10 protein-coding genes are annotated in these 11691 nt (G+C 70.3%); 7 read left to right on the forward strand and 3 right to left on the reverse strand.

All coding sequences use genetic code 11. The features are described from left to right. Window positions 1-60 precede the first annotated feature (60 nt). From ACGFZQ_RS51035 to ACGFZQ_RS51050, 4 genes are all read left to right on the forward strand, one after another. The gene (locus tag ACGFZQ_RS51035; RefSeq protein WP_020940431.1) at window positions 61-231 is read left to right on the forward strand and encodes a Trm112 family protein; all 171 of its coding nucleotides are present in this window, start codon (window positions 61-63) and stop codon (window positions 229-231) included. Between the two features lie 61 nt (window positions 232-292). After that, the gene (locus ACGFZQ_RS51040; protein WP_382543894.1) at window positions 293-1420 is read left to right on the forward strand and encodes an SIS domain-containing protein; all 1128 of its coding nucleotides are present in this window, start codon (window positions 293-295) and stop codon (window positions 1418-1420) included. 224 nt (window positions 1421-1644) lie between these two features. Next, complete coding sequence (manA, locus tag ACGFZQ_RS51045) at window positions 1645-2796, forward strand: mannose-6-phosphate isomerase, class I (protein ID WP_393846333.1); 1152 nt, start codon at window positions 1645-1647, stop codon at window positions 2794-2796. A gap of 170 nt (window positions 2797-2966) precedes the next feature. Next, on the forward strand, window positions 2967-3947 hold the full coding sequence (locus ACGFZQ_RS51050) for a cation diffusion facilitator family transporter (RefSeq protein WP_393846334.1): 981 nt from the start codon (window positions 2967-2969) through the stop codon (window positions 3945-3947). A gap of 207 nt (window positions 3948-4154) precedes the next feature. On the opposite strand, the gene ACGFZQ_RS51055 is transcribed toward ACGFZQ_RS51050, so the two are convergent. After that, complete coding sequence (locus tag ACGFZQ_RS51055; protein ID WP_393846335.1) at window positions 4155-6305, reverse strand: fructose-specific PTS transporter subunit EIIC; 2151 nt, start codon at window positions 6303-6305, stop codon at window positions 4155-4157. Window positions 6306-6772: 467 nt separating this feature from the next. On the opposite strand from ACGFZQ_RS51055, the gene ahcY reads away from it, so the two are divergent. Further along, the gene (gene ahcY / locus ACGFZQ_RS51060) at window positions 6773-8230 is read left to right on the forward strand and encodes an adenosylhomocysteinase (RefSeq protein WP_351738655.1); all 1458 of its coding nucleotides are present in this window, start codon (window positions 6773-6775) and stop codon (window positions 8228-8230) included. Window positions 8231-8452: 222 nt separating this feature from the next. Continuing rightward, window positions 8453-9070 carry a hypothetical protein gene (locus tag ACGFZQ_RS51065; protein ID WP_393846336.1) on the forward strand — a complete coding sequence of 206 codons (618 nt, stop codon included), beginning with the start codon at window positions 8453-8455 and terminating at the stop codon, window positions 9068-9070. A 19-nt stretch (window positions 9071-9089) separates the two neighbouring features. Here the strand turns inward: ACGFZQ_RS51065 and ACGFZQ_RS51070 are convergent, their stop codons facing one another. After that, window positions 9090-10112 carry an RDD family protein gene (locus tag ACGFZQ_RS51070; RefSeq protein WP_393846337.1) on the reverse strand — a complete coding sequence of 341 codons (1023 nt, stop codon included), beginning with the start codon at window positions 10110-10112 and terminating at the stop codon, window positions 9090-9092. Between the two features lie 130 nt (window positions 10113-10242). Between ACGFZQ_RS51070 and ACGFZQ_RS51075 the strand changes: the two genes are divergently transcribed. Next, window positions 10243-11250 carry a stage II sporulation protein M gene (locus ACGFZQ_RS51075; RefSeq protein WP_393846338.1) on the forward strand — a complete coding sequence of 336 codons (1008 nt, stop codon included), beginning with the start codon at window positions 10243-10245 and terminating at the stop codon, window positions 11248-11250. A gap of 138 nt (window positions 11251-11388) precedes the next feature. Here the strand turns inward: ACGFZQ_RS51075 and ACGFZQ_RS51080 are convergent. Next, the coding region (locus tag ACGFZQ_RS51080) for a hypothetical protein (protein WP_393846339.1) at window positions 11389-11691 on the reverse strand (303 nt) is incomplete at its 5' end.

Here is an 11691-nt window from a genome sequence, read left to right on the forward strand (position 1 = left end):
CGCACGCGAACATCCCGCTCCCCGAGACCCCGAATCCCCGAATCCCCGAAGGGAAACGCCATGCCGCTCGAAGCCGGCCTTCTGGAGATCCTCGCCTGCCCGGCCTGCCACGCCCCCCTCAAGGAGCAGGACGCCGAGCTGATCTGCACCGGCCAGGACTGCGGCCTGGCGTACCCCGTCCGCGACGGCATCCCCGTCCTCCTCGTCGACGAGGCCCGCCGCCCCGCGTAAGCACCACCACCGCGACCACAACCGCACCGCATCAGGACCCCGGCAACCGGAGGCCGCTCCCATGCTCGACGAATCGCTGCTCGACACCCCGGAGGGCCTCGCCGAGGCCGACCGCCGAGGTCTGCTGCGCGGCGCGGCCGAGGCCGGCGCCCGCGTCCGTACCGCGGCCCGGCACGCCATCGAGGCAGGTGTCCAGGAGCTGAAGCCGGACGGCCGCCCGCGCGCCGTCCTGATCGCGGGCCCCGGCGTCGCCGCCACCCACGCGGCCGACCTCCTCGGCTCGCTGGCCGGCCCCGGCAGCCCCGTCATCCGGCTGGCCCCCTCCGGCGTCGCGCCGGCCGCCGGCGCCCTGCGCTGGGAGCTGCCCGGCTGGGCCGGCTCCGTCGACCTGCTGCTGATCGCCACCCCGGACGGCGCCGAACCCAGCCTCTCCCTCCTCGCCGACCAGGCCTACCGGCGCGGCTGCTCCGTCGCCGCCGTGGCCCCCGCCCAGACCCCGCTCGCCGAGGCGGTGGCCGGCGCCCACGGCCTGTTCGTACCGATGGCGACGGCTCCGTACGACCAGGGCGAGCCGCTCGCCGGTTCCTCCCCGGGCGTCCTGTGGGCGCTGCTCACCCCGCTGCTGGTGCTCCTCGACCGCATCGGCCTGGTGACCGCCCCGCCGGAGGACCTGGAGAAGGTCGCCGACCGCCTCGACCGCATCGCCGAGCGCTGCGGCCCGGCCATCGTGACCTACAGCAACCCCGCCAAGACCCTCGCCTCGGATCTCGCCGACGCGCTCCCGGTGGTCTGGACGGAGGGCGTCTCGGCCGGGCCCGCCGGCCGACGCTTTGCCGCCGCCCTCGCCGAACTGGCCGGCCGCCCCGCCCTGGTCGCCGAACTCCCCGAGGCCCTGGCGGCCCACCACGCCCTGCTCGCCGGCCCGCTCGCCGCCAGCGCCGACCCCGACGACTTCTTCCGCGACCGCGTGGAGGAGGCCCCCGCGCTGCACGCGCACGTGGTGCTGCTGCGCGACCGCCCCCTCGGCGGACTCACCGCGGCGCCCGCCGCCCGCGAGCTCGCCCTCGGCCACGACACCCCGGTCAGCGAGCTGGAGCCCGAGGAGGGCGACGAGCTGGAGACCCTCGCGGAACTGATCGCCGTCACGGATTTCGCCGCCGTTTACCTGGCGCTCGCTTCGGGGGCCTGAGGTGGACACCGACACCGGGCCCGCCGTACGAAGGACGACCTGAGAGCCGTACCGGAGGCCGACCGGTGGGGGAACGCAGGGTGAACACGGCCGTCGCGCACCGGCGTACGCGGACGTGGACCGGTCGCGGATCGTCGTACACCGTTGTACGACGCGCCCCGTGTCCCTACGCGCCCCTGTTCGCTGATCGCCCCGTACGCAGAGAGAACCGGCAGAGAGAAGTCATGGACCGCCTCGACAACACCATCCGCCCCTACGCGTGGGGTTCCCCGACCGCCATCCCGAAGCTGCTCGGGGTCGAGCCGAGCGGCGAGCCGCAGGCGGAGATGTGGATGGGCGCGCACCCGGGCGCCCCTTCGCGTACCGCGCGCGGCACGCTGGTCGAGGTCATCGACGCGAACCCGAAGGCCGAGCTGGGCGAGGCGGCCGTCGCCAAGTTCGGCCCGCGGCTGCCCTTCCTGCTCAAGATCCTCGCGGCCGGCGCCCCGCTCTCCCTCCAGGTGCACCCCAACCTGGAGCAGGCCAGGGAGGGTTACGAGGACGAGGAGCGGCGCGGGATCCCGCTGAACGCCCCGGACCGCAACTACAAGGACGCCAACCACAAGCCCGAACTGATCTGCGCGCTCACCGAGTTCGACGGTATGTGCGGCTTCCGAGCCCCGGAGGAGGCCGCCGAACTCCTCGAAGCCCTCGACGTCGACTCCCTCAAGCCGTACGTCGACCTGCTGCGCGCCCACCCCGAGGAAACGGCCCTGCGCGAGGTCCTCACCGCGATCCTCACCGCCGACCGCGAGGAGATGGCCCGCACGGTCGCCGAGACCACCGCCGCCTGCACCCGCCTCGGCGGCGACCACGCGCCCTACGCCGACCTCGCCCACCACTACCCGGGCGACCCCGGCGTGATCGCCTCGATGCTCCTCAACCACGTCCGTCTCCAGCCCGGCGAGGCCCTCTTCCTCGGTGCCGGCATCCCGCACGCCTACCTCAGCGGCCTCGGCGTCGAGATCATGGCCAACTCCGACAACGTGCTGCGCTGTGGCCTGACCCCCAAGCACGTCGACGTCCCCGAGCTCCTGCGCGTCGTCCGCTTCGAGGCCCGCGACGCCGGCGTGCTGCGCCCGGAGGCCGCCCCGGACGGCGAGGAGGTGTACGAGACGCCGATCGACGAGTTCCGGCTCTCCCGGTACGTGCTGCCCGAGGGCACCACGGCCCACGACCTGACCCTGCCGACCCCGCAGATCCTGCTCTGCACGGCCGGCACGGTCCGGGCGGGCGAGTACGACCTGACGCCCGGCCAGTCGGTGTTCGTCCCCGCGGGCGAAAAGGCGGAGGTCTCGGGCGCGGGCACGGTCTTCCGCGCCACGGTGATCGTCTGAGGTATCCGTGGTTCTGGATTGGTCTGATTGTCGTACCGGGATTGTGGATACCTGACGAGCCGCTACCGGGCAGGGCTGCAAGAATGACCCATCCGGCAAAGCACGGGCAAAGACGAGCGCACGCCTGGACGGCGTAGACGGACGACGGCGAGAAGGGACATCGCGGACACATGAGCGCGTCAGGCGGCACCAGGGCGATCGTGGCGGCACTCGGCGCCAACCTCGCGATCGCGGCAGCGAAGTTCGTGGCGTTCGCGTTCAGCGGCTCCTCGTCGATGCTCGCCGAGGGCGTGCACTCGGTCGCCGACTCCGGCAACCAGTTCCTGCTGCTCATCGGCGGCAAGAAGGCCCAGCGCGAGGCGACCCCGCAACACCCCTTCGGCTACGGCCGCGAGCGGTACATCTACGCCTTCCTCGTATCCATCGTCCTCTTCTCGGTCGGCGGCATGTTCGCCATCTACGAGGGCTACGAGAAGATCAGCCACCCCCACGAGGTCGAACACTGGTACTGGCCGGTGGGCGTCCTGCTCTTCGCGATCATCGCGGAGGGCTTCTCCTTCCGCACGGCCATCAAGGAGTCCAACGAGCTGCGGGGCAGGCTGTCCTGGTCGCAGTTCATCCGCCGCGCCAAGGCACCCGAGCTGCCTGTCGTCCTCCTCGAGGACTTCGGCGCCCTCATCGGTCTGGTCCTCGCCCTCGGCGGCGTCGGCCTCGCCCTGCTCACCGGCGACGGCGTCTGGGACGGCATCGGCACGGTCTGCATCGGCGTCCTGCTCGTCCTCATCGCCCTGGTCCTCGCCGCCGAGACCAAGTCCCTCCTCCTCGGCGAGGCCGCGGGCGTCGAAGAGGTCAAGAAGATCGAGGCCGCGATCGTCGACGGCGACACGGTCACCGGCATCATCCACATGCGCACGCTCCACCTCGGCCCCGAGGAACTGCTCGTCGCCGCCAAGATCGCCGTCCGGCACGACGACACGGCCGCCGAGGTCGCGAAGGCCATCAACGCCGCCGAGGCCCGCATCCGCACCGCGGTCCCCATCGCTCGCGTGATCTACCTCGAACCCGACATCTACAGCGAGGCCGAGGCCGCCAAGGGCCCCGACCCCGAAGCCACCCCGGGCGGCCCGACCCCCCACCCCGCCGGCCACTGACCTGCCCCGACCGACACAGCGACGGGCCCGCCTCCTGAGACAGGGGAGCGGGCCCGTCGCCGTCGGGTGCCCTTCACTGCCGATCCCGCTCAGGCCCAGCTCGTCAGTGGCCCTGGCCCTCGGTTCTGGCTTTGGCTCTGGCGCGGCGCACGCCGAACATGGGCCCGCCTCCTCGTCCGCCGGGGACGCGGGCCCGCTGTCATCCGGTCATCCGACCTCGCTCAGCACGCCCAGCACCGCCCGCTCGTCCGGTGCCGCCAGCAGCCGCTCCCGGAACCCGGCGTCCATCAACTTCCGGGACAGCAGCGCGAGTATCCGCAGATGCTCGTCACCGGCGGCCCCCTCCGGTACGGCGATCATGAAGACCAGCCGTGCCTTCGTACCGTCCAGCGAGCCCCACTCGACGCCCTCCGCCGACCGCGCGAACCCGACGACCGGCGCGGTCACCGCATCCGCCTTGGCATGCGGGATCGCGATCTCCTCACCGAGCCCGGTCGTCCCCTGCGCCTCGCGCCGCAGCGCGGTGGCCACCAGCTCCTCGGCATCCGCGACCCGGCCGCTGCCCGCCAGCAACCCGGCCATCTCCCGGATCGCGTCCTCCTTGCCGTCCGAGTCCAGCCGGACCTTGACGGTCCGCTCGGTCAGATACCCGGAGAGAACCCCGCCCGTGCCGCGTTCATGTGTATCCGCCGCATCCGCCGCATCCGCCGCACCTGCTGCCGCCGTATCCGCCGTATCCGTCGCTGTCCGAAGGTGCGCACCACCCACACCGACTGCCACCCGAACCGCACCCCCACCGGCCGACGCCCCGACCAGCACGGACCCGGGCATCTCAACCGGTGTGCCCGCGCCTGCCCCCTCCGCCGTCTCGCCGCCCCTCTTCCGCGTGCTCAGGTCGACCAGCGCCACGGTCGTCACCGCCGTCACCACCGTCCCGATCACAACGGCCAGGAAGAACATCGGTACGCCGCTCACCGCGCCCAGCACCGCCACGATCGGCCCGCCGTGCGGCACCGCGTCCTTCACCCCGGCCGGCCCGGCGATCGCACCGGCGACCGCGCCGCCCAGCATGTTGGCCGGGATGACCTGCGCGGGCCGCGCCGCGGCGAACGGGATCGCGCCCTCCGAGATACCGAAGCAGCCCATGAACAGGGAGGCCAGACCGGTCTCCCGCTCCTGCTCGTCGTACAGCCGCTTCCGGATCAGCGTGGCCGGCCCCTGGCCCAGCGGCATGACCGGGATCGCGGCGGCGCACATGCCCATCACCGTCTGGTTGCCGGTCGCGATCAGCCCGGCGCCGAAGAGGAACGCCGTCTTGTTGACCGGCCCGCGCATGTCGAACGCGATCATCAGGCCCAGGATCGCTCCCAGCAGGATTGCGCTGGTGCCCGTCATCCCGCTCAGCCAGCTGGTCAGATGCTCGAAGACCCAGGCGATCGGCTTCCCGATCACGTAGATGAAGAACAGCCCAAGCGCCGTCGTCGCCACGATCGGGATCACGATGATCGGCATGATCGGCTGGACGAACTTCGGGACCTTGACCTTCCTGATCCACAGCACCAGATATCCGGCCAGGAACCCGGTCACGATCGCTCCGATGAACCCCGCGCCCGCCTTCGAGTCGTACAGCGACCCGGTGTTGGCGATCCAGCCGCCGATCATGCCCGGCACCAGCGCGGGCCGGTCGCCGATGGCGTACGCGATGTACCCGGAGAGGATCGGCACCATCAGCGTGAAGCCGATGAAGCCGATGAAGCCGATGACGCCGATGTTGTTCACGTCCATCCAGAAGGAGTCCCTCGGGATGACGAGCCCGCCCGAGGGGCCCGGGTTCCCGCCCAGCGAGAGTGAGATCGCGATCAGCAACCCGCCGACCACGACGAACGGGATCATGTAGCTGACGTCGTTCATCAGCGCCTTGTACGCGACGCTCCGCTCCTTGCCACTGCCCGCTGCCGAGTCCGAAGCCGGGTCCGCCGCCGAGCCCCCGGGCTGGTGCACGGGCGCCGACCGAACCCGTTCGATCAACTGCCCGGGATGGCGGATGCCCTCGGCCACCCCGACCTTGAGCACCCGCTTGCCGACGAAGCGGCTCAGATCCACGTCCTTGTCGGCGGCGACGATGACACCGTCCGCAGTTCTGACATCGTTGTCATCAAATAAATTCTCGGCCCCGATGGAACCCTGGGTCTCCACCTTCATGTCGATACCGCGGCTCTGAGCGGCCTGCGCGAGCTTCTCGGCTGCCATGTAGGTGTGCGCGATACCCGTCGGGCACGCGGTCACCGCCAGCAGCTTCACCGTCTTCGGCTCGTCACCGTGGCTGCCCGTGGGGGGAGGGCCGGCCGGACTGGCCACGTCGATCTCCTAACGCCTTCGTCACACGAAACGCCGTCCCGGACGCTCCGCGCGCTCGATCGGAACTCCCGATCGCCCTGCATCCTGCAACACCCCTACCCCGGCTCAAAGGCGCGAAAGTCCTGGTTGGTCACCTTCTGGTCGCTCCTGTGCACCCCCTCGCGGAGACCCTCATCACCTCTTCACATCCCACCCCGCCGCCCCGCCCGCCCCCTCGAACGGCGTGAACTGTTCGGAGCCGGACTGGGGACGCCCCGCCCCACCGGTGTAGCTTGGGACGGAGCCAGACGTCGCTGCTGATGGCGGTCGGGCGGCCCCCTGCGGGCCGGCCGAGGGAGAGAGGGCCTCCGACGGACTGCGCTGCGCGTTCGCGGGCATGCCTGTGTCCTCTTGTCGGGCACCCCTGTGTCCGCCGCCGCGCAGACCAGCCGTACCCACCCTCGACCCGATACGAGGAGCAGCTCGCAATGACGACTGTCGACAACCGACAGGACTTCAAGGTCGCCGACCTCTCCCTGGCCGACTTCGGCCGCAAGGAGATCACCCTCGCCGAGCACGAGATGCCCGGCCTGATGTCGATCCGCAAGGAGTACGCCGACGCGCAGCCGTTGGCCGGCGCCCGCGTCACCGGCTCCCTGCACATGACCGTGCAGACCGCCGTCCTCATCGAGACCCTGGTCGCCCTCGGCGCCGAGGTCCGCTGGGCGTCCTGCAACATCTTTTCCACCCAGGACCACGCGGCCGCCGCCATCGCCGTCGGCCCGAACGGCACGCCCGACAACCCGCAGGGCGTCCCCGTCTTCGCCTGGAAGGGCGAGACGCTGGAGGAGTACTGGTGGTGCACGGAGCAGGCGCTGACCTGGCCGAACACCCCCACCGGCGGCCCGAACATGATCCTGGACGACGGCGGTGACGCCACCCTCCTCGTCCACAAGGGCGTCGAGTACGAGAAGGACGGCAAGGTGCCGTCCGTCGACACCGCCGAGTCCGACGAACACCGCGTCATCCTCGAACTCCTGCACCGCACCATCACGGACGGCTCGCAGAAGTGGACCCAGCTGGCGTCCGAGATCCGCGGCGTCACCGAGGAGACCACGACCGGCGTCCACCGCCTGTACGAGATGCAGCGTGACGGCGAGCTCCTGTTCCCGGCGATCAACGTCAACGACGCCGTCACCAAGTCGAAGTTCGACAACAAGTACGGCTGCCGCCACTCCCTCATCGACGGCATCAACCGCGCCACCGACGTCCTGATCGGCGGCAAGACCGCGGTCGTCTGCGGCTACGGCGACGTGGGCAAGGGCTGCGCGGAGTCCCTGCGCGGACAGGGCGCCCGCGTGATCGTCACCGAGATCGACCCGATCTGCGCCCTCCAGGCCGCGATGGACGGCTACCAGGTCACGACTCTCGACGAGGTCATCGACAAGGCCGACATCTTCGTCACCACGACCGGCAACAAGGACATCATCATGGCCTCGGACATGGCCAAGATGAAGCACCAGGCCATCGTCGGCAACATCGGCCACTTCGACAACGAGATCGACATGGCCGGCCTCGCCAAGATCCCCGGCATCGTCAAGGACGAGGTCAAGCCACAGGTCCACACCTGGAAGTTCGCCGACGGCAAGGTGATCATCGTCCTCTCCGAGGGCCGCCTGCTGAACTTGGGCAACGCCACCGGTCACCCGTCGTTCGTGATGTCCAACTCCTTCGCGGACCAGACCCTGGCCCAGATCGAGCTGTTCACCAAGCCCGACGAGTACCCGGTCGGCGTCTACACGCTGCCCAAGCACCTCGACGAGAAGGTCGCCCGCCTGCACCTGGACGCGCTCGGGGTGAAGCTCACGACGCTGCGCCCCGAGCAGGCCTCGTACATCGGCGTGAAGGTCGAGGGCCCCTACAAGTCGGACCACTACCGCTACTGAGGTAACGCCGCTGAGGCGCCTCGGCTGAGTCCGCGGCCCGCCCTCCGGGAGAGCACGCCAGTGCACTGACGCGCTCTCCCGGAGGCAGACGCTCCGGTCCATCGAGGCAGGCCCCCGCACCCCCGTGTCGGGGGCCTGCCCCTTTGGGACGTCGGCCCGCCCCCGCGGCCGTACCGCAGGACCGAGCACCGGACCGGCAGCCCGCTAAGACCCAGGACCCCCATGCCCCGCGGCCGCTATTCGCTCCACGATCCGCACGATCACACCCCCCTCGGCGAAGAACACTTCCAGTGCGCCCCCGGCCCCTCCGGCTGGCGTTATGTCTCCCAGGTGACCACCCCCTCCGGTGACCACTGCGGCTCGGTCGATCTGGCAATCGACGACCTCGGCCGCCCCATCCGCCTCGAACTGCACGCCGGGAGCTGGCAGGTGCGCGGCGCCGCCCTCGACGGCGTCACCTGGGTCCGCACGGACCCCACCGGCACTCATGCCACCGAAGGCCATGTGCGCGCCCACGCCTTCACCGGCACTTCCCCCGCGTTTCTGGTCGCCACCGCCCGTCTCCTGCGCCTCACCCCTTCCGCCGCCGCGACCCGCGTACGCCTCGTGGCCTTCACGGACCCGGTCCTCGCCCCGCGCACCGTGGACCAGTCCTGGGCCTTGGTGAAAAGCGAAGCACACGCCACTGACAATGGCCCTCTGACCGTGGACGAATACCAGGTCACAGCCCTGGACACGGGAGAGCAGCACGCCGTGCACCTGGCCGGCGACGTGGTCCTGGCGGCACCCGGAATCGAGCTGGAGGACCTGCGGTCGCCGCCGTCCGTCTTCGCCGACTGACCGGGCTTCGGGTTCGGTCCTAGGCCGGCGGTACGAACCCGGTGGAGGGCCGTTCGGCCGCCGGGGAAGTCGCCGGGGAGGTGGCGGGTGCGGCAGCCGGGGGCTGTTCCACCGGCGCGGGCGGGGGATACGTACCGGCCGACGCTGCGGGCCCGGGCCGGTACGGAGCCGACAGCGGCGCGGGCCCCTGAGGCACCGGCGGGGCGTAGCCGTGGGGCGCGCCCGGTCCATAGGGAGCACCTGGCGTCTGTGGGGGGCCGTACGCGCCCGGCGCACCGGACTCCGAGGGGGCACGGCCGGCGAAGGCCCGCCGGGCCTCCCGCGCCTGCCGCTCCTGTGCCACCGCCGCCAGATACGCCGCCGGCGGAATGCCCTGCGGCGCCGGAGTCCCCGTCCGGGCCGCGAGGTCGGCCGCGAGCTGCTCGGCCATCGCCCAGGAGACCTGCGGATCGAGCTGCTGCATCCGCGTCAGATACTGCCGGACGGCAAGCCACAGCCCGTCCGGAACGGCCGACAGATCCAGCTCGGCGAAACGTCCCGCCAGCCAGGGCGGAGGCGGCGGAATGAATCGGGTCTGCCCGGCGGGCACCCGCTCACGCACGACCAGAGTCCCCGCGAACACATCCCCCAGTCGTCGGCCGCGCGCCGAGACCAGCGAAGCGATACAGGCGACGACCCCGAACGTCATCAGAATCTCGATCACGCCGAGAGCACCACGCACCAACGCGTGCCGGAACCGGATGGGTCCGCCGTCATCGCGCACCACACGCAGTCCGCAGGCCATCTTCCCCAGCGAGCGCCCATGGCTCAGCGTTTCCACCGCGATCGGCCCGCCCACCAGCAGCAACAGGAAGGCCGCGAGCGACAGGGCGACCTGTGCGGCCTCGTCCAGCGAGGCCGTGGCCGCCACCAGGCCTATGGACACACCGATGTACACGGTCATGGCCACGACCAGGTCCAGCAGTATGGCCAGCGCCCTGCTGGGCAGCCTCGCGGGACGCAGTTCGAGCGCCACCGCCTCACCTGTCACCAGCTCACTCACGCCTGCCGCCTTCCCCTGGTCTGCCCCGTACAGCGCAAGTCTGCCAAGCTGAGAGCGCATCGCGCCGCAGTACGACAAGCTGACAGCTACGACAGGCAGTCGACGACCAGCCGAGGAGCAGGCAGACCCGATGGACCTCGACGTCTTCGTCTCCGCACATCGAGCCGAGTGGGACCGCCTCGACGCGCTCCTCCGCCGTCAGCGGCGTCTCAACGGAGCGGAAGCCGACGAACTCGTCGCCCTCTACCAGCGCACCGCCACACACCTCTCCCTGATCCAGTCCAGCGCACCCGACCCACAGCTCGTCGGACGCCTCAGCCAACTCGTGGCACGCGCGCGTAGTGCTGTGACCGGGGCCCGCCGTGCCACCTGGCGCGATGTCGTCCGCTTCCTGGGGCAGGGATTTCCGGCCGCCGTCTACCGGTCCCGTCACTGGTGGGTCCCCACCGCGCTCATATCCACCGCCATCGCGATCCTTCTTGGCTGGTGGATCGGCACCCACCCGGACGTGCAGTCGACCATCGCCGCCCCCAGCCAGCTACGCGAGCTGACCCGTCCCGGTGGTGAGTACGAGACCTACTACTCCAGCCATCCCGCGGCCTCGTTCGCCGCCCAGGTGTGGACGAACAACGCCGAGGCCGCCGCGATGTGTCTGGTCCTGGGGGTCTTTCTCGGCCTCCCGGTCCTCTACATCCTCTTCGAGAACATGCTCAACCTGGGCGTCGGCTTCGGCCTGATGTCCTCGGCCGGCCGTCTCGACGCCTTCCTGGGGCTGGTCCTCCCGCACGGGCTGCTCGAACTCACCGCGGTCTTCGTCGCCGCGGGTACCGGGCTCCGCCTCGGGTGGACCCTCATAGACCCGGGCCCGCGCAGTCGCCGTACCGCCCTGGCCGAAGAGGGCCGCGCCGCCGTAGGCATGGCGATCGGGCTGGCCCTGGTCCTCTTCGTCTCCGGCGCCATCGAAGGCTTCGTCACCCCGTCCGGCCTGCCAACCTGGGCCCGCATCGGCATCGGAATCGTCGCTGAGCTGGCCTTCCTCGCCTATGTCTTCGTCCTCGGCGGCCGTGCCGCCCGCGCCGGCGAGACGGGCGACCTTGAGGAGACCGAGCGCAGCGCCGTCGTCCCGACGGCCGCCTGATGTGCGGAGACCCCTCGTGAGCTGCTAGTCTCCTCTTCGCCCCGGAAGACCTGTTGACACAGGTCCGGCGGGGAGGTAGATTCAAACAGTTGCCTAGAACTGGACAAGTTCAGGACTGATCGTTAGAATCGATCTGCTTCATAACGGAGACTTCTCTCCGAACATCGAAGCCACCTCCGATTTACTCAGAAATGAGTGGCCGGTCAGACCGGCCAAGAACTTCTGATAAAGTTGGAAACGCCGAAAGAGAGCCGGAAGGCGACCGAATAGGCAAAGGCCTTCCAACGGCCACCGGAAATGAATTCCGACCGGGAACGGAACGGAAAACGGATCTGGTAAGGTTGGAAACACCGAAGGGAAGCCCGGAGGAAAGCCCGAGAGGGTGAGTACAAAGGAAGCGACCGTTCCTTGAGAACTCAACAGCGTGCCAAAAGTCAACGC

The organism is Streptomyces sp. NPDC048254 (assembly GCF_043201895.1).
Lineage (GTDB): Bacteria > Actinomycetota > Actinomycetes > Streptomycetales > Streptomycetaceae > Streptomyces.

Excerpts from the sequence above, each read along its gene's own strand:
- ahcY (WP_351738655.1), top strand. The coding sequence starts at position 6,773 with ATGACGACTGTCGACAACCGACAGGACTTCAAGGTCGCCGACCTCTCC.
- ACGFZQ_RS51050 (WP_393846334.1), top strand. The coding sequence starts at position 2,967 with ATGAGCGCGTCAGGCGGCACCAGGGCGATCGTGGCGGCACTCGGCGCC.
- ACGFZQ_RS51040 (WP_382543894.1), top strand. The coding sequence starts at position 293 with ATGCTCGACGAATCGCTGCTCGACACCCCGGAGGGCCTCGCCGAGGCC.
- ACGFZQ_RS51065 (WP_393846336.1), top strand. The coding sequence starts at position 8,453 with ATGCCCCGCGGCCGCTATTCGCTCCACGATCCGCACGATCACACCCCC.
- ACGFZQ_RS51035 (WP_020940431.1), top strand. The coding sequence starts at position 61 with ATGCCGCTCGAAGCCGGCCTTCTGGAGATCCTCGCCTGCCCGGCCTGC.
- manA (WP_393846333.1), top strand. The coding sequence starts at position 1,645 with ATGGACCGCCTCGACAACACCATCCGCCCCTACGCGTGGGGTTCCCCG.
- ACGFZQ_RS51075 (WP_393846338.1), top strand. The coding sequence starts at position 10,243 with ATGGACCTCGACGTCTTCGTCTCCGCACATCGAGCCGAGTGGGACCGC.